The sequence below is a fragment of the Metabacillus sp. GQ13 genome (assembly GCF_059758525.1).
The window spans coordinates 98,585-123,943 of record NZ_JCAXET010000016.1; the positions used below are offsets into that span (position 1 = coordinate 98,585).

Genomic DNA, 25,359 nt, shown 5'->3' on the forward strand with positions numbered 1-25,359 from the left:
AATGGAATTTCGTGAACTACAGCAAAGTGATTTATCGTCTTACATAGAATTATTAACAGAGTTAGATCAGGAACAGGTTTTATCGTTAAAAATGGGGAAGGAGCTATTAAATAAAATCAAAAGTTATCCATTCTATAAAGTGTATCTATTCATAAATGAAGATGGTGAAATAATCGGGACATGTTCTTTACTTATATGTGATAATTTTGGCCATGGTGGAGCGAAATTCGCGATTGTAGAAAACGTAGTTGTTCATTCTGCACATAAAAAACTCGGGATCGGAAAAATGATGATGGAGTTAGTAAGAACGATTGCTGCAGAAGAAGGTTGTTATAAACTTATGCTATCGAGTAATGAAAGTAGAACGGGAGCACATGCATTTTATGATTCATTAGGTTTTATACGACATGGAATAAGTTTTCGAACGGAGTTGAATGTAAATGATTGATCTTCACTGTCATACAAACGTATCTGATTGCTCACTTTCAATCGAAGAGGTCATTTTGACTGCAAAAAATAATGGTGTGGAACATCTTGCAATAACCGATCATGATACAACAGTAGGCTTACACACCGCATGTGAACTAGGGAAAGCTGTTGGGGTGAACGTGATCCCAGGGATTGAAATATCAGCATATGATCATAAACGTGATCGGAGGGCTCATATTTTAGGTTTGTATGTGATTCCAGAGCATCCGGCCCTACAAATACTTTGTCAGCCATTGGTAGAAAAGCGCCATTTAACTTCAGAACAAATGGTTAAAAAAATCATCAAAGCGGGTTACAACATCACTTGGGAGCATGTCCAAAAATATGCGAAAGGAGGATCAGTTGTTTATAAACAGCATATTATGCATGCACTTATAGATAAAGGATATACAGATAGCGTTTATAGTACCCTATATAAAGATTTATTCTCAAGAGGAAATGAAACGACAAAACCTGGTATTGCATTTATGCCAATCGAATACATCCCTGTACAAGATGCGATTAAGGCTATTCGTGAAGCAGGAGGTGTTCCAGTTTTAGCTCATCCAGGACAGTTTGATAATTTTGAAGGAGTCAAGGAATGGGAAGAAATTGGCTTAGCAGGAATTGAAGTAAACCATCCATTACATCAGGAAAAGGATAAACAAAAAGCAAAAGAACTAGCCGTGAAATACCAATTAATCCAAACTGGTGGATCTGATTTTCATGGGTTTTATAGTGATACCCAATCAACGATCGGTTCGTATACAACGGATTTAGCTGAATTTCAAAAACTGATAAAAAGGAAAGAGGAAACATTTGCTTAAGGAAGATGACTCAATAAAGTAGCGGAAAGAGCAACATCTAAAGGAAGAATATTTCTCCCTTTAGATGTTGCTCTATAAATGTTTAATACAATTTCCCTTGACGATACAAAATCGTGCATAACTTCATAACCGCATGAATATAACAGTTTTCACGCAACGAAAAGGGGTCACCGAAAAACTGAGGGAGAATGATATTCATCGTTGATTTCATTTTGTTATAGAGAAGGGTAAATACTTCTTCTTCACTATAAAATTGTGTTTCTCTACCTTGCAGCCATTCAAAATAAGAGACAATAACTCCACCTGCATTTGCAAGGATATCAGGGACTATGATTACACCTTTGTTACTCAGATATTTATCAGCCTCTCCTGTTACTGGTGCATTTGCGCCTTCAACAATAATACGTGCTTTAATTTGTTCCATATTATCCCGATGAATTTGCTCCTCTAATGCAGCAAGGATTAATACATCAACATCTAGTTGGAGAACCTCATCACGATTAAGGATAACGGCCTTTATATTATTTTGAGATAATTGTTCTTCGATTGTAGGTAAGTCTCCACCACTTTTACCTATGTATTCAATCAAGGCAGGAATATCTAAGCCATCTGAGTTATATAAGGTAATATTTCGGTCACTTACTGCTACCACTTTATTTTGTAAATATGTACATTGGTAGGCCTCAAGTGCAGCAATAGAACCAACATTCCCAAAACCTTGGACAGCGATTTTAAGTGGACGGTCAGCAACTGATAACGCTGTTTTTGCAAATATGTTTTTATTAATATGACCAGTCAACCATGTTTTCTGTTCCTTTAGAAAATCATATAACATGTATCGAAAGGTAAAATAAACCCCTTTACCAGTAGCTTCTCTTCTTCCTAACGAACCACCATTTATCACACTCTTACCTGTGAAACTTCCTTGGTAAGGCTTCCCCGGACGAATACTCTTATATTCTGCCATCATCCAGTCCATTTCACGGTCACCTGTACCAACATCAGGTGCAGGAATATCTTTGTCAGGACCTAGAATATCACTAAAGTATCGAACATATTTTTCACAAATTAAATGAAGCTCTTCCTCCGTGAAATTCCGTGGATTAATAGCAACTCCCCCTTTTCCTCCACCAAAAGGAACTTCATGAAGTGCGTTTTTCAATGTCATTAAAGCGGCAAGGTTAACGACTTCATCCTCGTTTACAGATTCGTGAAACCGAATTCCACCTTTGTAAGGTCCAAGAGTATCATTATGTTGTACCCGAAAAGCGGGAATGCGAACAATATCTCCTGAATCCAATGGGATTCGTAAATACGATTTATGTACATGATTAGGTGTAGAAAGGATTGCTGCTAAAGATGTAAAGGCTTGCTTTCTTGCGCGGTCATGCAAATTCGGTAAAAAGAATGGGTCCTCTAGTAATGCATCCAATGAATATTGGACGATCGCTCCTGTTTGGCTTGCCATTTCAATAACCTCCTATTTCTTTTAGGATACTTTCTAAACGTATGTTGATTTCAAACGGTAAAAATCGACTTTGTGAAACGTATAGTCATTCTTTGTTCGAAACTCAACAATCTTTGCGATAATAGCTTTCATTTAAAAAGAATCCTGTCAATCGATTTTAAACTGTAATAGGTGTTTACCCATTTCAGTCATATCATAACACTATTCAGTCTATTATTATAATATTATGAATGGTTAGTAAATTAGATTGGAATTAGCTAACTATTTATTAGATGAATAACAATCAAACTAGAGAATATGTTACAGAGAGTAAAGAAATCCTCAGCAAAATAACAGGAACTTGTGAGAGCAGCAAATAAAGTGGGAGACGTAAAGGGAGGAATGATCAGTGGAAAACGAGCAAAAATCAAGGCCAGATAAAATGGACAAGTCTTTTAGCTATGACTCACCTATCAAAACAATATTTGAAAAGTTTACAAAACAAACTGATGTGAATTTAGTGTTTGGTGAACCAATTGAACACGCAGATAAACGTGTCATTCCAGTAGCAAAGGTTAATTACTATGTTGGAGGAGGTGGAGGTTTTTCGGGGGAAAGGAGCAATCCCAATCAAGGAGAAGGTGGCGGGGGATACTTTTCAGTTAAGCCAATGGGTGTATATGAAATAACTCCCCAAAAAACAAGCTTTAATCCGCTGTTTGAGCCAAAGCTGATCTTTGTTCTACTCTTTATTTTTACGTTTGGTCTGGTGAAAATATTTAAAAAATAGCCTATTGCAACAATGATTGTAGAAAAATGAAGAGGACTTGACTTACTATCCTTGTAGGTAGTTCCGTTATTGTGGAGAAACCTAAGAAATAAGAGACCAATTAGCAGACCAAATTGCATAGAGATTTGGTCTCTTATTATTTTCTATATGTAAAGGGTAAATGGTTTTTAATAGATGAAATCGCATAGCAAATCACACCATAATGACAATAACTATGCCGTTGTGAGAAGTAGGATGTACAAAGGTTTGTTATTACTATGTTCATTCTGGTACAACCTAAAAGGCAATTGTGATTTCTATGCTAAAATAAACATAGAGTTTGTGAAGGATTGTTCTTAAACTACTATGAAAATAAACGTCTATAACTCCGAAAAATGACAACATCAAAGAAGACCCATCCCTTTCGTTTAAAAAAATAGAGTGATCGGAAATTAATGGAACTATGGATTGGATTGACTGATTAAGAATAAGTATGGCAGTTCGACAAATTTTCATTTTCTGTGGTGTTATTTCTGCTACATGGATGGCTAACGGGTGCTTTAGCACAATAATCAAAATTTAATTTGGGAAATTAGAAATAATTAGGGAATCATTGATTAATTGGGAGAGTAAAAATGCGAAACTTTATAGGATGTTGTTTGTTTATAATTTTTACTTTGTTGTTAACTGGGTGCGTAGGTGTAGAAAACGAAAACGAAAAACCGTTATCAAATTCGAAAATAACCATTGAGCCATATAATATGAGTGAAAAAGAAAGATTGCTCATAAGTAAAACAGGGGTAGAGCAAATTGAATTTTTTAAGTTGGAAGGCAATTTGGAGGAAAATGATTATTTACAATTTGCCGTGGAGGTGTATGAAAACGGGAAACTTAATGAAGCGTTGCTAACTACTTCGGATGAATCGAAAACAAAGTTTGAAGATAGCATCGTTTCTTTTGGAATAAGTAATATTAATGACGAAAATCATTCTTTAAAACTGATAACTGGTATACCTTCTGGGCTTGCTACAACGAATTATTCAATTCACATGACATCTTCATCTTTCAGTAAGCTAATAGGCGAAGAGGTTACTTTAGAGAAAAGTAAACCTGTTTATTTGGTGGCATGGGTAGGCACTACTAAAAACGAACTGAGTTCTGTTGGAAGTGAAAATGGTGAACTACCCGTGGGTATTGAAGAAGCTGAGATTGTCCTTTTATACAGAATTTTATGGACCAATAATGTAATGAGATAACTTCTGTTTTTATATCCTCTTATAGAAACAAATAATACAAAATTAAAAGGGATGTTAATAGTTGTAAATAGCATGGTGGAATTTTTTAGAGCGGGATCTATTTCTTAAGTTATTCAATTATAGGGTGTGATATTTCTACTATATGGATGGCTAACGGGTGCGATACTTTATTTAACAAGCAGAAAAAAAGGCTCTTCACTAGAAGATCCTTTTTCAGTACCTATAATTGCGATTATGTCAACTAGCATAATGTATTTGCATTTGGTAATAATAAAAAAAATAAAATTTCGTTTTGATTTGGAATAAGCGAAAGCTTTTTCATTCTAGGAGACTATATGAAACAGGGAAAAATAAGTGCACTCCAACTTTTTTATGTGATTATTGGTTTTGAAATAGGAAATGCAATGATATTTGGGTTAGGTTCAGGGGCGAAGCAGGATGCTTGGATAACGATTGGAACAGGAATGTTATTTGGTCTGGTGTTAATGTTCGTTTATACGAAATTATCTGCGTATTATCCTGGTGATACTTTAATCCAGATGATCCCTAAAATTATTGGAAAGTATCTTGCATACCCAGTAATTTTGATTTATATCCTTTATTTTATTTATCTTGCCTCAACTGCTAGCCGAGATTTTGGGGAATTGATTGTCTCAACGATCTTAGTTGAAACTCCTATTGTTATCGTAATTGGAAGCTTTATGGTATTAATGGTTTATTGTCTACAGGGTGGTGTTGAGACATTTGGTCGTATGGGGGAAGTTGTCTTTCCAGTTTATATGATTGCACTTATTGTCATTTGGATTCTGTTATTAAGTGTTGAAAATTTCAGTCTTGATAATCTTACTCCTATATTAGGTAATGGTGTAAAACCGGTATTAAAAGAAGTTTTTCCGTATACAATTACTTTTCCATTTGGAGAGTCGGTTATCATAACAATGTTTTTCCCTTTTCTAAACAAAAAACAAAATGTTAGAAAGGTAGGGATTGCTGTAATCTTGATTGGGGGTATTTTGTTAACATTTAATACAATCATGAACATTTCTGTTTTAGGTCCGGAAATTCACATGAAACAATACTTCCCACTTCATGCATCAGTAAGACTAGTTTCTATTGCCGGTTTTCTTGAACGATTTGATGTATTGGTTATCTTACTGATTGTAGCAGGTGTGTTTTTTAAGGTAGGTGGTTGGGCATTTGGTGCTGCTGTTGGTATTGCTCAAGTATTTAAGTTAAAACAAGTTCGTTCTGTATACCTTGGATTAGGAACCATTATTACTCCTTTATCACTCTTATATGGAAGTAATTTTGTTAATGCCTTAGAAATTGGTAAGGAATTTATTACGATCTATTTACATATCCCATTACAAATTATCGTACCGATACTATTGTTATGTATCGCGTTTATCCGTAAAAAGTTAAATCCCGAAAACTCTTCTGTCTGAAGACCCCTTTTTATCAGTATTTAACCATACCTATGCCGTTATTTATAAGTCAATAATGGGAATTGTTCTAGTAGAACATACTATTAGAAAGGAGGTATTAGTTAGGAATAAATTACCTATAAAAAATCATGGTTTGGAAATGTTAAAGGTGACATCCTTTCAGGCTTGAACAATGCTATAGCCAAGATGAACAATGAATGGTTCAACAATCCTTTCGTATGCTTCGTAAACAATCCATCCAGCCATAAGAAAAAGAGTCATACCGTTAAAAAGGGCTGCTAAAATTTCAAAATGATAAAATCCATTCGTTTTATTTGGGGATGATGGTCTAGCAGCAAACCAGAAAGCAACGAGACTTAATACCAATGAACTAGAATCACTTAGCATATGTCCAGCATCGGATAATAACGCAAGGCTATTAGTAATAAGCCCTCCTATAAATTCTAATAATACAAAAGTGATAATTAAAGCTATAGTTAATCCTTTTTTACTTCCTTCACGGTTTATTCCGTAGTGATGTTGGTGCCTGTGGCGGTCATGTCCCATAAATAGGTTGTCTCCTTTCTGTTGGTTATATCATATGTTTTTGAACGTATATCATGTAAAATACAATTATTCATTTTTGAACTACTAGATGCTTTAATTGAACATGGACCGGTTTAGCAACAATGATCCTTTATAATGGGCTTATAACACGAGAGCCTTATTTACTTTTTGAATCAACAGCGAAAAATCTCTAACGTATTAATTATCAAGGTTAGTTCCCAGTTTTTTAAACCTAAATTGATCATTTCATAGAAAAGATAATGAAATAAAGGTATGCCATGATGACATGACGAAAAAAGTTATTGGAGGTGTGTCGTCATGACCCTTGAGTCCGTCACAAAAATGATAGGAAGTACCAAAACAAAAGGTGCCAGTCATAATGGCATAGAGGAAATGGAGCCAAGTCATGGTTATGACCCTAATAACAAATGCTGTTACCACTGCTCTTGAAAAACAAGCAAAGCAACATTCTACTCAAAATTTACAAATCCAAGAACAATTGAAAAGAATTGAAGACAATCAAAACGATCGTAACCTGAAGTTAGTTCAGTCATTAAGAGGGTCTCAGGAAACAAAAAAGTTATTATTAGAAGTTCAAGAACAAATTGCTGCATCACAAAAAGAAAAGAAAAAAGGATTCTTTACTCGGCATTTTAATAGGGTGTCTTCCAAATGAAATTAGATCATAAAAAAAAAACATACAACAAAAATATAAAGAGAGTATGAAACAAAAGAAAGAAGAAAAAAACACACTATAGAAGCGATAATAATTTTAGGTTTTTTTATATTACTTGGATTTTTAGTCTTTCGTAACTACCTAACTTGGTAACTATAAAACTTGCATAAACCCCATAAAGGGTCCCTTTAATTGAACAATCAGCTATAAAGATCTTCTAGTCGAAGATTCTTTTTAGTGCCTATAACATCTGATAAGGAGGTAGCATATGAAAATTGTCCTTTTAGGAATTGCAATAATACTTTTAGGTATTGCAATGATATTGGCATTTAGTTCAACAGGATTTGGCTATTTAATTGGAACAAAGTTTGGTCTGACAATTTCATTTGTGGGCTTACTAATTTCAGTTGTAAGTTGTTTTATAAATGATAGTAAATAAGCATACAAAAGGTTCTTCAATTTGCAAATCCTTTTGTATGCCTATAGCATTGCATTATGTTAAGTTTTGTTTAGAGTATACACATGATTCTGTGGATCTTGTTGAACTAACGGGGCAGCATTCCTGTAATGAATGAAAATGAGGTTTGTGTACAAAAATAACCTCCTGATAGAATAAGAGAGTCCAACGCTTGCAGGCATAAAAGGACAAACTTATTAACCAGGAGGCTTCTAAAATGAATTATAACCAAAACAATAAAATTGCTCAAATTACTTCTCAAACTCTTATTATAGGTGTTGATATTGCGAAGTTCAAGCACGTTGCGAGAGCTCAAGATTTTAGAGGAATTGAGTTTGGAAAACCTTGTTACTTTGAAAATACAAAAGATGGTTTCTCAACTTTCTTGAATTGGATTTTTCAAAATATGCAAGAACAAGAAATGGAAAAAGTAATTGTTGGTATGGAACCAACTGGTCATTACTGGCTTAATTTAGCACATAATCTTAAAGAAAATGGTATAAAGTTCGTGGCTGTAAATCCACTTCATGTAAAGAAATCTAAGGAATTAGATGATAACTCGCCTACCAAAAATGATGTGAAGGATGCTAAAGTTATTGCACAGTTAGTCAAGGATGGGAGATACGCCGAACCTACAATTCCACAAGGGGTTTATGCAGAACTCCGAGTGGCTAAAAAAATTCGTGATCTCTTAACCGATGATCTTCAAACTGTTCAAGGTCAAATTCACAATTGGATAGATAGGTATTTTCCAGAGTTTCTTACAGTCTTTAAAAAGTGGGATGGAAAAGCTGCGTTACAATTTTTAAAGCTATATGTATTACCTCATGAACTAGTTAAATTTTCTGATCAGGAATTACTAATTCATTTAAGAAAAGCTGTTACACGAAGTGTTGGGCTTAGTAAAATTCAAGAATTAAAACAAGCAGCTAATAAGTCCATCGGACTTCGACAAGGTGCTGATATGGCTAAGTTAGAGTTAAAAACATTAATTGATAAATATGAATTAATACAATTAAAATTCGAAGAATTAGATTCAAAAATTGATGGTTTGATTGACAAAATACCTGGTGTTCATCAAATGTTGGCTATAAAGGGTGTGGGGAGAGACACAGTAGCAGGATTTTTCGCTGAAGTGGGAGATCTCAATGAATATTCTCATCCTCGACAAATTATTAAACTAGCAGGGCTAAGTCTAAAAGAGAATACTTCTGGTAAACACAAAGGTAAAACAACCATTACTAAGAGAGGAAGAAAAAAACTCCGAGCACTTTTGTTTAGGGTTTGTATGATACTTGTCGCAAAAAATTCAGCATTTAAAGCATTACACACATATTATACGCAGCGTCCAGATAATCCATTGAAGAAAATGCAGTCACTTATTGCTTTGTGTAATAAATTAATTCGGATATTTTTTGCCATAGGAAAGAAAAAATTTGAGTTTAGTGAAGAGAGAATGTTAAAGGACATCCCTCATATGAAAACTAATAATGATATAGAAATAGCAGCTTAATTCCGAAGGAATAGTTTAGCAGTATGTAAATCTAGTTTATAAGTCTCAAACATTTGAAGCACGGATTAGTCAGCAAAGCAACTAAACTTCGGGCATAGACCCTGTGGGGCAGCATGACTGACATCCACCTCATGGAAAGGTTGGACGAAGGAATTTGAGAGCGAAGACTCTGTGAGGCATGGGAGGGTTGACCTCCATGAGAAATGTGGACATCCACCAGTGCGATCATAATTTTACTCATCCACCAAATTTTTCAAGTTGGAGGCTAATGAGGTATAGGTCTTTTTGCTTCAGCAATCCAAATTTATCCTTATTAGATAAATCGAACCATAACGAGACAAATTAAACTAATAAATACTTATTCTGAAATACTAAGAAAACTGGAGAAAATGGGCTGTTTCGCTTTCTATATTGAGGGAGATTTAGTTGAAGATTATGGTAACATTTGTATTAACTGTAAGGAGGGAAAATTAGGTATGAACGATAAAGAGAAAATCTATTATGAACGAGGAACAGAGGAACTAAAATTAAAAAATATTCGTGCTCATAAACTTGTTCAAGAATTTAACAATAGTGCTATAGAGGATTTCTAAAAAAGAGAGGAAATTATAAAGAATTTGTTTGGTACTGTGGGTGTTAATCCTAGTATTGAACACAATTTCCATTGCGACTTGGGCTACAATATCCACGTTGGCGATAATTTCTATGCTGGTTATAACTGCACTATTTTAGATATGGCAGAAGTTAGGGTTGGTGAAAACTGTATGATAGGTCCCAATGTAGGGATATATACGGCTGGTCATTCAATCGAACCCAAGGATAGGAACAAGCGTGGATATGGCATTCCAATTATAATTGGAAACGATGTATGGATTGGTGGAAGTTGCATAATCCTGGCTGGAGTCACGATTGGAGATAATTCAATTGTTGCTGCTGGATCTGTTGTTATAAAAGATGTTCCAGCCAATACAATAGTGGCTGGAAATCCAGCAAAGATACTAAAAAGCATTTAATTTTCTAGTTGTTCTTTGTTAAACTAATGGGTGCATAAAGTTGAAGTGTAGATGGGGAGAATCCCCTTCTATACTTTTTAAATCTTAATGTATTGTCAGAATATCGATTATTTAAATTCTTGCAAGACCTCTTTCAAATGCTGCAAGATGATTCAAAGAGGCATTGCGTAGTTGAGAAAAAACGGTTCGAATATCACTAGGAATATTAAGTGATAGAAACCTTTCATACATCGAAATATTGTCTATTTCTCCCTGAACCCCAGCAGCATATGCTGCCTTGATACTTTCTGGAGTTGTTACGAATGACTGCGATTTATCTTCAGGTAACGGTACCTGATAACGTTCAAAAAGTGGTAATAAAGCATTTATATGCCTCATCTCAGCTGCTTTTATTTGTGCAAATGTACGTATATATCCAAAGTTTCTTAGAATATTATCATATCTTGCTTGAGCTAGGTATTCGTCTTGAAGGGCATAAGTCAGCATTTGAGGTAAAGCTAATGTTGAGACACTCAATGCTCCTTTAGCACCGTAATTGTTAATTTGCCGATGGTTGTTTATCACCTTTAGATTATTTGAAAAAGACAAAAACCAAACAGCGTGATTTTGTTCGTCTGCAGCTGCACGTCGAAACCTTTCTTTAATAATTGGATCCTTCGCTTTATCAGCTATATTTAAATAAAAATCAGCAGCTTCTTGTTCATCTTTAAAAGCAAATTCTATTCCTGAACTATAATTTTCTGGACATTCCTCAATTATTTGATAAGATGGTTTTTTACCTGTTATATTTCTATAAATTCTGCTGAATTCTTCGAGATGACGTTCTTCATCCTTTTGTATCTCAAGAGTTCTGTTCGTTTCCTCCTTTGTAGGTGCCATATTGGCTAATTTCTTATAACAAGAAACAGCACTATACTCTGCATTTATGGCTTTCTGAATATCATTTACAAGTTGTATGTCATTTGGCATTCGATAATAATCATAATATTGTGGACCAGAATTATTTGAATACATATTTGTCCTCCTTTTGTTAACCATCAACTTATCTTATGTTTTATGTCTGTGTAGCTGTGCAGGTTCATTTCTTGTATAGATCCTTATTACCTCTTTTCACCAATCGGGAAAGATAATTCATTAAATAAGTATACTTATCTCAAAGTACACTTTCTTAACAAGTGCATAGGATAACTTTATAAACTCTGAAGGGATTGAGGTAAAATGTACAATAATCCTTATATGTATCCAAATCAATATTCTTATTATGCTAATGCACCAAGGTATAACTATGGTATACAACCACGTTACTGGACTTTTCCTAACGAGAGCAGATTTTACTCTTATCACTCTTTCAATGATGATAGAAGTATTCTATTAAAAGATTATGGAACAAAACCTTTTGTCATCAATATCAATGAAGCAACAAAGCAAAACAATACTTACCGCACTGCTATATGGACAGGAACACATTTACAAACTACTTTAATGAGTATCGATGTTGGCGATGATATCGGTTTGGAAATGCATCCTGATGTTGATCAATTCTTACGTATTGAACAAGGACATGGGATTGTTCAAATGGGAAAGAGTAAAAATAATTTAAACTTAAAGAGAAATGTGTATGATGATTCTGCAATATTTATACCAGCCGGAACATGGCATAATCTAACTAATACAGGGAATAGTCCGCTAAAACTGTACTCGATTTATGCTCCACCTAACCATCCATTTGGGACTGTTCATGTTACCAAAGCAGATGCACTGGATGCGGAAGAAGGTCATGGAAATGGTAATACAGATGTTTTTGGTAAGACACCAGATGAGTGGATACAGCACACCGAATATTTAGTTAATGAGGGGCTAGAGGACGTTAAAAGAGGTATCAATGCTACACATATTCTACAAGAATTTATTCTAATGGGAGTTCTTGTTGGGAAAGGGTATTCTCCTGAAAGAGCATATGAAACAGTAGAAGAATGGGAACGAACAGGAGAATCTAAACTTCTTAAGAAAAGTAAAAATATATAAAAATAGAGTGATGCAGACTCAAACCCACATTAATGAACTGGGAAAGGTACAACCATTTATTGGTTTACAAGTGATCAGTTCTCTTCTTTTTATGCAAAATTAATCAATACGAATGCAAGGGATGCCGTACATGTAATAGATGGGTTAATACACCATGAATCTGACCTTTCAATTGAAGAGCATTACACTGATGATACCGCCGGTTATACGATCGAGTTTTTGGATTAAGTCATTTGTTAGGATTCCGTTTCGCACCAAGGCTAAGAGATATAAGTGAGGCAAAGTTATATACCACCATTTCTTCTATTAATGACTTTCCGAACATAAAAAGAAAATGATGTCCTAAAAGAAGAATTACTTCCACATATCTCACCATTAGGATGGGAACATATTAATTTTCTTGGAGAATATTATTTGATTCAAATAGATTACCAGCTAATTCACTAAGGTCCTTAAATAAAAATTAATCAATTACACAAGCTAAATTCTTAACGCAAAGGTATTTGGCTTTTTTACATGTCGTATTTTACTTAGCGTACAAAATTTCCGAAATGTTTGCTGTACCCCTACATTAAAAAACTAAAACATTGGATTAACAATTTAGGAGCGCTTCAGCGATCCTAAAATTTATAAGAATCGCTTTTCTTATTGAGCTTAAAGGTAATGCTAATCGAAAAAGGTTTTTAAATTTTTTTGTTGAAGTTATTGTGTCCAGACGGTTTCTTATGTTTAAGAACAACTATTAAAACAAAGTCATATGCTGCGCAGTACAAAAATACTATGCAATAGAAAAATGCTATTCAACAATCGAGCGCCATTCTTGAAAAAGGATGTGCGCATTCTTTCATTTAAGTGCCAGATTGTTAAATAGCAACGTTAAAGCATAATAGAGGAGTGAATCTTAACTACACTTTTATTCATATACTGCACGCTTTCTCAACGGGTCAAGACCGGTTATGCTAATGGAATGAGTCTGTGCCCTTTTGTTTAAGTATCCCGGTACTCCGTGCTTTCTTTGAGATCCTACGAATAAGCCAACATTTATGAATATATTATACTACTTACAATGTAATATTTTGATTTATCAATCTACTATAGGGTGCTTTTGCTGTCTCCATACCAACAATATCCGTTATTAATCTCTTGGTAGCTTTTAGATCAGTAATAGACAGCTTAATTCGTAAATAGAGACATTATTCATTCAAATTAAATTCTTATAGTGAATAAATGTCTTCGAGAAATGTTTTTATAGTTGCCAATTCTAATTTAATCTCTGTTAAATCCTGCGTTTCAATTGCCACAATTAATTGATTAATACTTTCATGTAAGCTTTCATACTCGTCTTCATCTCCCATTAATTGTATTTTCCATTGACTTTGCTGATATTGCTGTTCTAAATCGTTACCAAGTGATTTTAATTGTTTCCAATCTTGATCATTTAAAGCTTGTTCAATCGAATTAATCTTCTCAGAAAAATCTTTTTCCTCAGTAATATTTGAGCATCCTGATAAAAGAATTAAAAGAAATACTGGCAAAATCCATTTAATAATCATCTTAGATAATCCTCCAATTTTTTGAATATCAAACATATGATTACCCAATAATAGAAAAAACATAATCAACTATGAATTAGAAAATGGAGGACTTATATTGTATGATTTTGTATTAATAATAATTCGTTCATTTATAGCGTTTATTTTACTGCTTTTTTTAACTAGGATAATGGGTAAAAAACAACTTTCACAACTCACATTTTTTGATTATGTTGTAGGGATAACTATAGGGTCGATAGCCGCATCAATGTCTGTTGATAAAAATATTCAAATTTCGAATGGAGTTGTTTCCTTAGCAATTTGGGGACTCATCCCAATTATTTTAAGTTTTTTGGGAATGAAGTCAAGAAAGTTTTTACGATTAACGGATGGTAGACCCTCAATAGTCATTAATAATGGAGAAGTGCTAGAAGAAAGCATGAAGAAAAATCATATTGCAATTGATGAGTTAATGATGTTGCTAAGAGAAAAAGGAGTATTTAAGGTAGATGATATTGAAATGGCAATATTAGAAACGAACGGGGAACTAAGCGTTATGAAAAAAACAGATCTAGAGCCAATTACACCTCGTTTACTTGGAGTGAAGGTGACACTTGAACAAGCACCAAGTTTGTTGATAGTCGATGGTCATATTTTAAATAAAAACTTATCAATTTTGGGCTATTCGAAAAAATGGCTTATGTTAGAGATAAAGAAACAAGGAGCCCAATCATTAAATGATGTATTCTTAGCTCAAGTTGATTCAAAAAGGAATGTTTTTGTGGATTTTTATGAAGATAAGAAAAAAAATAATAGCAAAAATTAGGGATAATTATCGAATTAATCTCTTGTTAAAAATCTAAAGCTTCTTTGCTCATCATGAAATGAGCTAATGATTTCATCTTTTCTTATTTCAAGAATACGATTTTTTTAATTTCCTCACTTGGGGCAATAGAAATGAGGATTTTTGTAAATGAATGGATGAAATAAAAAATGATTAATACTAAATGAAGAAGGAAGAGGGGTGATTGATGCTATTTCTCGTAGTAGTTATTAAACTAAATGTAAGATTTTTCAAGAAATTTAAGAAACATTAATTAAAAAGTGAAAATTATTGTTGATGCCACCCAATCTCTGTCCGCAAAACATAAAACAGTTCTTAAAAGGAGGGGGATATTGTTAGTCTTTATATTAGGTAATGAAGGAAATGCCTTTAATATCCTACAATTAGTTGGACGATGGTTTACTACAATAGGGGATGTAATTAACCTTATAGAGTATGCAATAGCATTAGAAATTGATAAGCTAAAGCAATTTAAGATTAAAAAAGAAAGAACAACAAGAATTGCAACTACAACAAACCCTACAACAAATGTAACAGACGCAAGAACAAATGAGACTCTTACAAAAACAAATAAGAAAATAGAGTTTTTAACAGGATCAACGTTTAGGTTTATAGAATGATTGAAATAATAATAAAAATGATTATACAGGTTCATCTTACTGTTTAATTTATAGTAAAGTAATGATTGAGGATTACTCATCTACGGAAAATATTAACGGTAATGACTCTAATTGTGTGAGATGTCGGCGCATTGAGGAGCCTCCTACTCGATTATTGAAACTATTCCGATGTTGTTTTGGGGCTCAATTCAAGGATACGCACAACCTAAAGAATGTCCTGTGTTAAGTGAATTAGAGAAAACGTCGATTAATGATAGATAAGAGGTTAGAAGCGCTAAATACTTTAATACCAAAAACTTATGGAGGGTTAGATGACTTCCTGATATATATACTAAGTGGAATGTAGTAACTGCCAACCACTTTCCGAAACAGTTGGTAATAAAGAAGAAGGCTATTTTGGAATGGCAAAAACCTCTTGTGGAATAGATATCGTTGAAAAATTGTGGCTAGTATGTTTAGAATTTCCAAAAGTACTTGGGGATGACTTAGTACAAGGGCAAATATTTTTAACTAAAGGTAAAGAAAAAGGTTGGTTTGTTTGATTTCAATACCATTAAAATGCTATTTCTTAATGAACTACTATGAAAATAAACTTCTATCACTCCGAAAAATGACAACATCAAGACTCATCCCTTTCGTATAAAAAAATAAGTGAGCGGCAATTAATGACTATGGATTGGTTTGACTGGATTAAGAATCAGTATGGACAGTTCGACATAGTTTCATGATCTGTAGTGCAGCGACATATTTCTGTTGCATGGCTAGCTGAAGGGTTCTTTACTTTAACAAGCAGCTCAAAAAGAATCTTCATGATGTTATTATCCCCTTATAGTAGACAGTAAAAAGAAGAAAGGAATGTACCGTCTGTTTTAATTTTAATTTGGTTTTTTCGATTCTATAGAAAGTAATCCTATTGCTGCACCAGACGCTCCATTCCTATCCAAATTGCATAAGCTGTCCCTATAGGTAGTGTCTTCATTGCATATGGAAAGTTACTCATTCTTGAGTAGGAAGCAGTAGAATCTGAAATGGTTCACCACTACTTCATGAAAGAATCTCATCAAGGAATATGAAGAAATTTCTACTAGAAGGGGCTTTGATTCAACGGTCATTCTTTTAAATAAGTCTATATACGGTATATCAATTGACTTTATGTAAGTTATGAGAATGAAAGAATAAAAAACCGAACTAATGATTACTTTCTGAGATCGGTTTTCTTAAAAGGTCTTGACTTTATACCCTTATAGGTATTATCATATGTTTTATCATCAATAAATTCACGTTGAGTTTGAGGGGTAACTAGATGACATTCGCCATATCGAGTATACTAGTTAATATCTTTATCACTATGTACAAAAGTTATATCCCCATTTTAGGAATTAGGTGTAACGACGGTAACTTATATATTACAGATATAAGAGAAGAAACAATAATGATTCTTCCAAAAAACTAAAACGGAAGATATATGTAGTTGCATCAAATTATCTTGATAGAAATGTTGCAATTCGTTTTTGCAAAAAAAGTACCAAATTGCAGGGTGTACAATTACAAGTAACAATATAGTATTGATTTAAAATCAAATGAAGAGTGAAGTAACCTTTAGAAGGAGGTAACATCATGAATTACAATGTGCAATCAAAAAATAGAGTAAAGCGTATCGAAGGACAGTTAAGAGGAATTTTAAGAATGATGGAAGAAGAGAAAGATTGTAAGGAAGTAATTACACAATTATCTGCAGCACGGACAGCTATTGATCGAACAATTGGAGTGATTGTAAGTTCAAATTTAGTGGAATGTGTCCGTATAGCAAATGAAAGTGGAGAAGGTAACCCAGAAGAACTAGTAAAAGAAGCAGTAAACTTACTTGTGAAAAGTCGTTAAAAATAAAAGGGTTGACACTCTCTTTTATTTTTAATAATATTATACCTGTGTGGGTATATAGCAACTTAATTTTATTTTTATAAAATGAAAGAATAATATTTTTTTAGTGAAAAAAATACCCCTATGGGTAAATGTAATGAAATAAAAAATCTTTTAGGAGGCACGAACATGTCAGAACAGAAAAAAACAACGATTGTATTATTTAGTGGAGATTACGATAAAGCAATGGCGGCTTATATTATTGCAAATGGTGCTGCTGCATATGATCACGATGTAACGATTTTTCACACGTTTTGGGGATTAAATGCATTGAGAAAAGACGAAAATATTGTAGTTAAAAAAGGTTTTATGGAAAAAATGTTTGGGAGGATGATGCCAAGAGGAGCAGAGAAAATGGGACTTTCCAAAATGAATTTTGCCGGTTTTGGACCGAAAATGATTAAAGATGTAATGAAAAAGCACAATGCGCTATCATTACAACAACTTATTGAAATGGCGCAAGAACAAGAAATTAAGCTAGTAGCATGTACGATGACAATGGATCTTCTAGGTCTTCAACAAGACGAACTTTTAGATAAGATTGAATATGCTGGCGTTGCTGCCTATTTGGCAGACGCAGAAGATGGTAATGTTAACTTATTTATTTAATTTTTAAGTATGTCTACCAAAGATTAGAGAGGGTGAGAGGATCGAAATGGAATATCTAAATTATATCGTAATCGCACTTTTTCTGTATTTTATCCTACAACGCATAATACCGGTCAAAGGTGTTAAACAGATTTCAACAAGCGATTTATCAAGTGAATTAATAGATAATAACAAGCAATTTGTTGACGTAAGAACCTCTGGAGAATTTAAAGGGTATCACATCAAAGGCTTTAAAAATATCCCACTCCATCAGCTTGCCCAGCAAGCAGTTAAGGAACTTTCAAAAGATAAAGAAGTTATTGTAATTTGTCAAAGTGGAATGAGAAGCCAAAAGGCGAGCAAGACTTTAAAAAAATTAGGATTTAAACAGGTAAAGAATGTAAGAGGTGGTGTAAGTACCTGGAGATAGAAAGGAGGGAAATCAATGAACCAACTATCTGCAAAAGAAGTAGAAAACTTATTAAAAGAGGGGAATCCAATAAATATAATTGATGTACGAGAAGTAGATGAAGTCCAATCAGGGAAAATTTCTGGGGCAATCCATATTCCTCTTAGGTTATTGGAATTTCGTTTGAGCGAATTAGATAAAGAAAAAGAGTATATAATGGTTTGTCGTTCAGGTTCTAGAAGTGGACTTGCTACACAATTCCTTGAAAACCAAGGATACAATGTCATTAATATGACAAGAGGGATGCTTGCTTGGAAAGGTGAAATTGAGTAATTTTTTTAACTGAATAAATACCCTTAGGGGCAAAAATAGGAGGATTCAATAATGGAATCATTAAAAACAGATTTAATATTAAATGCGAAGGGTTTAGCTTGTCCGATGCCAATTGTAAAAACAAAGAAGGCGATGAACAATTTAGAAGAAGGTCAAGTATTGGAAGTTCTAGCAACAGATAAAGGGTCAAAAGCAGATATTCAAGCGTGGGCTGGGAGTTCAGGTCATCAATACTTAGGTACGCTTGAAGAAGGTGAAGTTTTAAAACATTACCTAAGAAAGTCATCTAATGAGGAAATCTTTGAAAGAAAGCATCCTTATGTCATAAATAATCAAGAGCTTGAAAACAAACTCGATGCAAATGAACGCATTGTTGTTCTTGATGTAAGGGAAGCTGCAGAATATGCATTTATTCATATACCAAATGCAATCTCAATACCTTTAGGGGAATTAGATGATCGTTTGGATGAGATAAACAAAGAAGATGATATCTTTGTTGTCTGCCGTACTGGAAGTCGCAGTGATTTTGCCGCACAAAGGCTAGCAGAAAAGGGATTTACTAAAGTAAATAATGTCGTACCAGGAATGAGTGGATGGTCAGGAAAGACTATTAGTATAAATCGGTAGGTGAAGGTCTGAAAATGGAGTCAGTTTTGCAAAAGCAAATGATGTGCCAGAGGCATTCCGGAAATGGTTGCAATGGCTTAAGCATTGGACGTTATGGGATTAGAAAAGGAGTAATTTGTAGTTGGAGCTGCAAAATAGAGTTCGTAAAAGATACAGATGTAACATTGACATTTTGAATAATATATTTTTTTATCTAAAAATATACCATAGGGGGTAAAAAGAAAATGACAGTCAATTCAATGACATCAAAAGAAGTAACGAAAAAAGTTTTTAATAAAGAATCATTATTTATTTTAGATGTTCGGAATGAAGATGATTTTCAAGATTGGAAAATTGAAGGAGAAAACTTTGACTATCTAAATATCCCGTACTTTGATTTGCTTGATGGTGTTGAGGGCATCATCGATAAGGTTCCGAATGATCAGGATACTTTGGTTGTATGTGCGAAAGAAGGTTCATCAATTATGATTGCTGATATGCTTTCTGAGTCTGGACTAACGGTTTCTTATTTAACAGGTGGAATGAAGGCCTGGAGTGAGCATTTAGAACCTGTTAAAGTTGGAGATTTACGCCTTGGAGGAGAAATCTATCAGTTTGTTCGGATCGGGAAGGGGTGCTTATCATACGCTGTTGTCTCAAATGGAGAGGTTGCCATTATTGATTCAACAAGAATGACTAGCATCTATCTTAGATTTGCAGAAAGTATCGGGGCAAAGATTACTCATGTTTTTGATACACACCTACATGCCGACCATATTTCTGGTGGACGAATCATTGCTGAAAAGTCCAATGCAACGTATTGGTTGCCACCGAAGGATGCCACGGAAGTAACCTTCAAGTATCAACCTCTTGAAGGTGGAAGTGAAGTGACGATTGGGAATACGTCGATAACGATTAATGCATTGTATTCTCCAGGTCACACAATTGGATCAACTTCTTTAGTTGTGGAAGAAAAGTTTTTACTTTCAGGTGATATCTTGTTTATCGATTCTATTGGTAGACCCGATCTAGCAGGTATGGCAGAAGATTGGGTAGGCGATTTAAGAGAAAGTCTTTATATACGATACAGAGAATTATCGGACGAACTTATCGTTCTGCCTGCACATTTTATGATAATCGATGAATTGAACGCTGATGGTAGTGTATCTGAAAAGCTAGGTACACTGTATGCTAAAAATCATGGATTAAACATTGAAGACGATATTGAATTTAGAAAACTAGTTTCGGAAAACTTGCCACCACAACCAAATGCATACCAAGAGATTCGTGAAACAAATATGGGAAAAATTATGCCGAATGAAGAAAAGCAACGTGAAATGGAAATTGGACCAAATCGCTGTGCGGTCCGATAATTCGAACTAATAGGAGGAATTTTATAATGAACGTAACAAAAGTATTAGATGCAAAAGGGCTGGCATGTCCGATGCCGATTGTCATAACGAAAAAGGCTATGAATGAATTAGAATCAGGCCAAGTACTAGAAATTCATGCGACAGATAAAGGTGCTAAAAATGATCTTACAGCATGGGCAAAATCAGGTGGACATGAATTTTTGAAACATGAAGATGAAAATGATGTATTGAAATTTTGGATTAAAAAAGGTTAAAGAAAAAGGAACCAGCTTAGGTTCCTTTTTCTTAGGGCGGAGGAAAACGAATGGATTTAGGATTTATTATTGCAATCTTCTTAATTGGATTTATTGGTTCGTATGTTTCAGGGATGTTAGGTATTGGTGGTTCGATCATAAAGTATCCCATGTTACTATATATCCCCCCTTTGTTTGGGTTAGCAGCATTTAGTGCACATGAAGTATCTGGAATAAGTGCGGTACAAGTATTTTTTGCAACAATCGGCGGAGTTTGGGCGTATCGCAAGGGTGGTTATTTAAATAAATCATTAATTGTATCCATGGGTTTTAGTATCTTAATCGGTAGTTTTGTAGGTAGCTATAGTTCAAAGGTAATGACAGAGGGAGGCATTAATTTAACCTATGGAATTTTAGCATTAATTGCAGCCGTGATGATGGTTATTCCTAAGAAGGGAATTGACGAAATTCCTCTTGATCAGGTGAAGTTTAATAAATGGCTTGCCGCAGCACTTGCTTTCATCGTCGGTATTGGTTCAGGTATTGTGGGTGCAGCCGGTGCATTTTTACTAGTACCTATCATGTTAGTTGTCTTAAAAATTCCAACACGAATGACGATTGCTTCATCCTTAGCGATTACATTTATTTCATCGATTGGTGCAACTGTTGGAAAAATTACGACAGGACAAGTGGATTATATCCCAGCTATGATTATGGTCGTGGCGAGTTTAATTGCATCTCCCCTTGGAGCTATCGCTGGGAAAAAGGTAAATACAAAAGTATTACAAGTTATTTTGGCTATACTCATCTTTGCAACTGCAGTGAAGATTTGGACGGATATTCTCTAAACTTTCAAATTGTCAATCGAATTCAATTCATGTGTTTTATAATACCGTAATGGGTAAATTAAAGGAGAGGTGATAAAATGTTTCATTACACGAAAAAAACAAATCTATCTATAAGTGAAGCAGTTACAAGTCTTACAGAATTATTAAAAGAAGAAGGGTTTGGCGTTCTATGGTCACTCGATCTTCAAGCAAAGTTGCACGAAAAAGGTGAAGATTTCGACTCCGGCATGATCATTCTTGAAGTATGCAACCCACAAGAAGCAAAAAAGGTATTGAATGAATCCTTACTCGTCAGTTATTTTCTACCTTGTAAAATTGTTGTTTATGAGCGTGATGGCACCATAAATATCGGCATGCCTAAACCGAGTGCGTTTATGGAATTGATGGACAATGAAAATTTACTTGTAATTGCTAAAGATATAGAGAGACGATTAATAGAAGCAATTGATAAAGTTCAATGACTCGATGAATAAAAAGGTGTGCATAAGTTGATATGCACACCTTTTTATTCATTGTATGGTAGGTTAAGTGTCAATGATAAGTTTAACGATTGTTTTTCAAAATGATACACATTAAAGGGGAAAGCTTGAAGAAGTAGGAAGACTAGAGAGGATCTTATTCGGCTTTAGTTTTGTTCAATGAAGTTGCTTACCTCTTATAGTTAGCTTTAAGGGGTAAAGTCAGGAAAATACGGATATACAACAGTAAGAATAAGGAACAATCCCGAAATAGCCCTTAAAGGGTACATGGAGAATTTGATACATGTGGATATGGATTTATAAAATGGTGTTTTAGTTTATGAGGTTTTGATTATGACATCACAAGGAATGATATTTGAAGTAGAAATACTCGTAAAAAGCGGTAAGAAATGATATTTGGTGTACAAGAAATGGCATTCGCTTTACTAAAAGGTAATTGGATTAAGGTTGTTTTAATGGTCCCTTTAGTTTTATCATTGGTGTAATCACAGGACCTAGCAGGTCTACACTCACTTTTAATAATGGAGATTTTACCTTTCAATTATTAATATTTACAACTTCGGATAGTATATTTATGGTAATTCTAGGTGGTTTTATTGGTAGTATTTTTTTCTTTGCTGTATTGATGTTAACTAGTTTTGTTACAGTATGATGGTTGGAGGACTTTTATCAGGGATAAGTTTTTCATTAGTGGTTCGAAGGTGGGGCATATGGGATTCTTGTATTCCTTTTTGTAGTGCAGACGTTTTTGGGAATTTCATAAGTCAATAAAGCCTACTGTATATAAATTAATTATTACTGTAAGTTATTTTTGTAATAAATGAAATATTTTTTTAGCTATCACCCCTCTTCCTTTTTCATAGTATGTGAAAAAGGAGGTTGTCCAAAAATGAAAAGGCAAAAAGACCCACCAAGATATATATTATTTTCGATATTAGGAATTGTTATCATTTACTTATTAATTGGTACTATACTCATCACTAATCTGAAGGTGAATTCCAATGTTATACAAAACACCATTGTTAACTTAAGTAGCAAAGATGTTTTTGCCCATTTCCTTAGATCAGAAAATCATTATTTTTATCAAAAAGGTAAGGAAGATATATTCACTTTATCTGATACATCTAAATTTGCTATTCAAATAGCAACAAATGTTAAACCGACAGATGCTCGAACATTTTTGGGTAACGAAATACCAGGTTTAAGGAATTATGATACTGAAATTGTTGTTGCTGGAGAGGGTACAGACTTAACGACTCTTCCTCATGAATCTGCACCACCAACTGAGGTCTTGCTACAAGAACGACAAGTAGCTGAGGAGAAATTAAAAGAAAGAGAAGATAAATCAACAGATAATGAAGTTGCTCAAGTAAAACCTCCAAAGAACAAAACAGTCTATATATATCAAACACACAGTTGGGAATCCTTTCTCCCTTTGCTAAAAGATGCTAACATTCCAGATGAAGCAACAAGTAATGACGAAAGGGCAAATGTAATAGGCCTGGGACAAAAGATGGGTGAAAATTTAATAAACAAAGGAATTGGTGTAGTCCATGATACAACAAATATGACTCAAACCTTACACGAAAAAGGTTTAAGATCTACTAAAGCGTATACAGTTTCTGGGGATATTGTTCAAGAAGCTGTTTCTAATCAAAAGAATGATCTAACTTATTTTATTGATATACATCGTGATTCTGCTCGAAGAAGTATTACCACCAAAAAAATCAATGGAAAAGACTATGCGAGACTATACTTTGTAGTAGGAAAAGAACATAAAAACTACTTAGAAAATCTTGAAACAGCAAAAAAATTGCATAATGAATTAGAGAAAAAGTACCCTGGTATTAGCAGGGGAGTATTTCTTAAAACGAAAAGTGAAGGAAATGGTGTCTATAATCAGGATATTTCAAATAAGGCGATGTTAATTGAAATAGGTGGTGTTGATAATAATCTTGATGAACTTGACAGAACGGTTGATGCATTTACAGATGTTTTTGCAGAATATTATTGGAATTCAAGCGAAGCCAAAGAGGTAAACGGAAATGGTTAGAATCTTACCAACATCATTAAAATGGTTATTATTCACTTTTATTACAACCTTAACATCAAGTTATCTAACAGGTATTTCGATATTTACTTTATCTTTATTTCTTACAGGTTTTATATTTTCAATCGGATATTTTTATAAAGAACATATATTAAATTAGACTTTTATAAGCACAAGGGACTTTCTATTTGGAAGTCCCTTATGCAATAAATACAACCAGGTATTAATAACCAATGAGTTTTATATAGCCATTGATCCTACATAAAATTGTAAAACATTTGGAAAGTTAAAATAGACAATATGCATATTTTCTGCAAATTCTTTTGTTAATCTTTTGGTAGATCCATTAGAAGTGATAGAAAAGGGTATGTTAACTTTAAAGAAGCATGTAAAAGAGTAACTAATTAGTTATAAATGATTTCATTTTTTATAAGTAGATAGGAGGATAATAATGGGTAAAAAAATTGGAATGGGAATTGTTTCAATGATTTTTGCATTAGCGTTATCAGCGTGTGCAAGTGATGATAGTGATGAAAAGAAACCTGATAAAAATACTGACATGAACTCAAGTTCTGAAGAAAGTATGGAAATGGACCATTCTAAAATGAAACATTCTGGCTCAGATGAAGTTCCGGAAGGTTTGGAAGAGGCAGAAACGCCCACCTATAAAGTAGGTAGTCAAGCTATCCTTGAAACAGACCATATGGAAGGGATGAAGGGTGCTGAAGCAACAATTGTAGGGGCCTATGAAACCACAGCATATGTTGTTTCCTATACACCAACAACTGGTGGAGAAAGAGTAGAAAATCATAAATGGGTTGTTCACGAGGAAATTGAAGATGCTGGGGATGGAACATTCGAGCCAGGAACAGAAATTATCTTAAATGCAGATCATATGGAAGGGATGAAAGGTGCAACAGCTGAAATTGATTCAGCAGAAGCAACAACTGTGTATATGGTCGATTACACTCCGACAAACGGAGGAGAAGAAGTTAAAAATCACAAATGGGTAACAGAAAGTGAACTGTCACCTAAATAAATTTAAATAGAAAACTAAAAAGGGCTTATAAAATTGAACTGTG

General features: G+C 34.0%; 28 protein-coding genes and 3 pseudogenes. 27 read left to right on the top strand and 4 right to left on the bottom strand.

Translation table 11 applies throughout. The features are described 5' to 3' along the window. Position 1 precedes the first annotated feature (1 nt). Entirely contained in the window at positions 2–448 is a 447-nt protein-coding gene (locus AC6CHR_RS18985; protein WP_498250583.1) for a GNAT family N-acetyltransferase, read from the top strand. Then, entirely contained in the window at positions 441–1,295 is an 855-nt protein-coding gene (locus AC6CHR_RS18990; protein ID WP_498250584.1) for a PHP domain-containing protein, read from the top strand. Before AC6CHR_RS18985 ends, AC6CHR_RS18990 begins: the two co-directional genes overlap by 8 nt. Positions 1,296–1,377: 82 nt before the next feature. On the opposite strand, the gene AC6CHR_RS18995 is transcribed toward AC6CHR_RS18990, so the two are convergent. Continuing rightward, positions 1,378–2,763 carry a Glu/Leu/Phe/Val family dehydrogenase gene (locus AC6CHR_RS18995; RefSeq protein WP_498250585.1) on the bottom strand — a complete coding sequence of 462 codons (1,386 nt, stop codon included), beginning with the start codon at positions 2,761–2,763 and terminating at the stop codon, positions 1,378–1,380. 388 nt (positions 2,764–3,151) lie between these two features. Between AC6CHR_RS18995 and AC6CHR_RS19000 the strand changes: the two genes are divergently transcribed. The 3 genes from AC6CHR_RS19000 (at position 3,152) to AC6CHR_RS19010 (ending at position 6,212) form a co-directional block, all read left to right on the top strand. Continuing rightward, a complete protein-coding gene (locus AC6CHR_RS19000) occupies positions 3,152–3,532 on the top strand; it encodes a GerW family sporulation protein (protein WP_498250586.1) in 381 nt (126 codons plus the stop codon). 614 nt (positions 3,533–4,146) lie between these two features. Continuing rightward, positions 4,147–4,767: a YgaN family protein gene (locus AC6CHR_RS19005; RefSeq protein WP_498250587.1), complete on the top strand. Its 621-nt coding sequence runs from the start codon at positions 4,147–4,149 to the stop codon at positions 4,765–4,767. 335 nt (positions 4,768–5,102) lie between these two features. Continuing rightward, positions 5,103–6,212, top strand: a complete 1,110-nt coding sequence (locus tag AC6CHR_RS19010) for a GerAB/ArcD/ProY family transporter (protein WP_498250588.1) — start codon at positions 5,103–5,105, stop codon at positions 6,210–6,212. 180 nt (positions 6,213–6,392) lie between these two features. On the opposite strand, the pseudogene AC6CHR_RS19015 reads toward AC6CHR_RS19010, so the two are convergent. Then, a pseudogene (locus AC6CHR_RS19015) lies at positions 6,393–6,758 on the bottom strand (cation diffusion facilitator family transporter); the annotation flags it as partial. 406 nt (positions 6,759–7,164) lie between these two features. Here AC6CHR_RS19015 and AC6CHR_RS19020 point away from each other — a divergent pair. The 4 genes from AC6CHR_RS19020 to AC6CHR_RS19035 all read left to right on the top strand — a co-directional run bounded on the left by AC6CHR_RS19020 (position 7,165) and on the right by AC6CHR_RS19035 (position 10,417). Further along, positions 7,165–7,434 carry a DUF3967 domain-containing protein gene (locus AC6CHR_RS19020; RefSeq protein WP_498250589.1) on the top strand — a complete coding sequence of 90 codons (270 nt, stop codon included), beginning with the start codon at positions 7,165–7,167 and terminating at the stop codon, positions 7,432–7,434. A gap of 268 nt (positions 7,435–7,702) precedes the next feature. After that, positions 7,703–7,873: a hypothetical protein gene (locus tag AC6CHR_RS19025; protein WP_498250591.1), complete on the top strand. Its 171-nt coding sequence runs from the start codon at positions 7,703–7,705 to the stop codon at positions 7,871–7,873. A gap of 235 nt (positions 7,874–8,108) precedes the next feature. Beyond that, positions 8,109–9,404, top strand: a complete 1,296-nt coding sequence (locus AC6CHR_RS19030; protein ID WP_498250592.1) for an IS110 family RNA-guided transposase — start codon at positions 8,109–8,111, stop codon at positions 9,402–9,404. Positions 9,405–10,138: 734 nt separating this feature from the next. Next, positions 10,139–10,417 carry a DapH/DapD/GlmU-related protein gene (locus AC6CHR_RS19035; RefSeq protein WP_498250593.1) on the top strand — a complete coding sequence of 93 codons (279 nt, stop codon included), beginning with the start codon at positions 10,139–10,141 and terminating at the stop codon, positions 10,415–10,417. A gap of 111 nt (positions 10,418–10,528) precedes the next feature. On the opposite strand, the gene AC6CHR_RS19040 is transcribed toward AC6CHR_RS19035, so the two are convergent. Beyond that, positions 10,529–11,431 (bottom strand): ferritin family protein, encoded by a 903-nt coding sequence (locus AC6CHR_RS19040; protein WP_498250594.1) that lies wholly within the window; start codon positions 11,429–11,431, stop codon positions 10,529–10,531. Positions 11,432–11,635: 204 nt separating this feature from the next. On the opposite strand from AC6CHR_RS19040, the gene AC6CHR_RS19045 reads away from it, so the two are divergent. From AC6CHR_RS19045 to AC6CHR_RS19055, 3 genes and pseudogenes are all read left to right on the top strand, one after another. Beyond that, positions 11,636–12,442, top strand: a complete 807-nt coding sequence (locus tag AC6CHR_RS19045; RefSeq protein ID WP_498250595.1) for a cupin domain-containing protein — start codon at positions 11,636–11,638, stop codon at positions 12,440–12,442. Between the two features lie 45 nt (positions 12,443–12,487). Continuing rightward, positions 12,488–12,732, top strand: a pseudogene (locus AC6CHR_RS19050) (Tn3 family transposase); the annotation flags it as partial. A gap of 55 nt (positions 12,733–12,787) precedes the next feature. Continuing rightward, positions 12,788–12,889: pseudogene (locus AC6CHR_RS19055) on the top strand (hypothetical protein); the annotation flags it as partial. Between the two features lie 767 nt (positions 12,890–13,656). Here AC6CHR_RS19055 and AC6CHR_RS19060 read toward each other — a convergent pair. Further along, on the bottom strand, positions 13,657–13,995 hold the full coding sequence (locus AC6CHR_RS19060; RefSeq protein WP_498250596.1) for a DUF4363 family protein: 339 nt from the start codon (positions 13,993–13,995) through the stop codon (positions 13,657–13,659). Between the two features lie 97 nt (positions 13,996–14,092). Between AC6CHR_RS19060 and AC6CHR_RS19065 the strand changes: the two genes are divergently transcribed. The 15 genes from AC6CHR_RS19065 (at position 14,093) to AC6CHR_RS19135 (ending at position 25,316) form a co-directional block, all read left to right on the top strand. Beyond that, positions 14,093–14,800: a DUF421 domain-containing protein gene (locus AC6CHR_RS19065; RefSeq protein ID WP_498250597.1), complete on the top strand. Its 708-nt coding sequence runs from the start codon at positions 14,093–14,095 to the stop codon at positions 14,798–14,800. 350 nt (positions 14,801–15,150) lie between these two features. Beyond that, complete coding sequence (locus tag AC6CHR_RS19070; protein WP_498250598.1) at positions 15,151–15,438, top strand: hypothetical protein; 288 nt, start codon at positions 15,151–15,153, stop codon at positions 15,436–15,438. 401 nt (positions 15,439–15,839) lie between these two features. Continuing rightward, positions 15,840–15,980 (top strand): hypothetical protein, encoded by a 141-nt coding sequence (locus tag AC6CHR_RS19075; protein WP_498250599.1) that lies wholly within the window; start codon positions 15,840–15,842, stop codon positions 15,978–15,980. A gap of 1,075 nt (positions 15,981–17,055) precedes the next feature. After that, positions 17,056–17,319 carry a metal-sensitive transcriptional regulator gene (locus tag AC6CHR_RS19080; RefSeq protein ID WP_498250600.1) on the top strand — a complete coding sequence of 88 codons (264 nt, stop codon included), beginning with the start codon at positions 17,056–17,058 and terminating at the stop codon, positions 17,317–17,319. A 168-nt stretch (positions 17,320–17,487) separates the two neighbouring features. Further along, positions 17,488–17,967, top strand: coding sequence for a DsrE/DsrF/DrsH-like family protein (locus tag AC6CHR_RS19085; protein WP_498250601.1), 480 nt, complete (start codon positions 17,488–17,490; stop codon positions 17,965–17,967). 46 nt (positions 17,968–18,013) lie between these two features. Beyond that, entirely contained in the window at positions 18,014–18,376 is a 363-nt protein-coding gene (locus AC6CHR_RS19090; protein ID WP_498250603.1) for a rhodanese-like domain-containing protein, read from the top strand. Positions 18,377–18,391: 15 nt separating this feature from the next. Then, positions 18,392–18,688: a rhodanese-like domain-containing protein gene (locus AC6CHR_RS19095; RefSeq protein ID WP_498250604.1), complete on the top strand. Its 297-nt coding sequence runs from the start codon at positions 18,392–18,394 to the stop codon at positions 18,686–18,688. Between the two features lie 51 nt (positions 18,689–18,739). Then, entirely contained in the window at positions 18,740–19,315 is a 576-nt protein-coding gene (locus tag AC6CHR_RS19100; RefSeq protein ID WP_498250605.1) for a sulfurtransferase TusA family protein, read from the top strand. 224 nt (positions 19,316–19,539) lie between these two features. Beyond that, positions 19,540–20,667: an MBL fold metallo-hydrolase gene (locus AC6CHR_RS19105; RefSeq protein WP_498250606.1), complete on the top strand. Its 1,128-nt coding sequence runs from the start codon at positions 19,540–19,542 to the stop codon at positions 20,665–20,667. Between the two features lie 26 nt (positions 20,668–20,693). Further along, positions 20,694–20,921 carry a sulfurtransferase TusA family protein gene (locus AC6CHR_RS19110; protein WP_498250607.1) on the top strand — a complete coding sequence of 76 codons (228 nt, stop codon included), beginning with the start codon at positions 20,694–20,696 and terminating at the stop codon, positions 20,919–20,921. A gap of 50 nt (positions 20,922–20,971) precedes the next feature. Then, entirely contained in the window at positions 20,972–21,748 is a 777-nt protein-coding gene (locus AC6CHR_RS19115; protein WP_498250608.1) for a sulfite exporter TauE/SafE family protein, read from the top strand. 77 nt (positions 21,749–21,825) lie between these two features. Next, the gene (locus AC6CHR_RS19120) at positions 21,826–22,209 is read left to right on the top strand and encodes a DUF302 domain-containing protein (RefSeq protein ID WP_498250609.1); all 384 of its coding nucleotides are present in this window, start codon (positions 21,826–21,828) and stop codon (positions 22,207–22,209) included. A gap of 907 nt (positions 22,210–23,116) precedes the next feature. Beyond that, positions 23,117–24,280: a stage II sporulation protein P gene (spoIIP, locus tag AC6CHR_RS19125; protein WP_498250610.1), complete on the top strand. Its 1,164-nt coding sequence runs from the start codon at positions 23,117–23,119 to the stop codon at positions 24,278–24,280. Then, on the top strand, positions 24,273–24,437 hold the full coding sequence (locus tag AC6CHR_RS19130; RefSeq protein WP_498250612.1) for a hypothetical protein: 165 nt from the start codon (positions 24,273–24,275) through the stop codon (positions 24,435–24,437). Before spoIIP ends, AC6CHR_RS19130 begins: the two co-directional genes overlap by 8 nt. Before the next feature lie 291 nt (positions 24,438–24,728). Next, positions 24,729–25,316, top strand: a complete 588-nt coding sequence (locus AC6CHR_RS19135) for a YdhK family protein (RefSeq protein WP_498250613.1) — start codon at positions 24,729–24,731, stop codon at positions 25,314–25,316. Positions 25,317–25,359 lie beyond the last annotated feature (43 nt).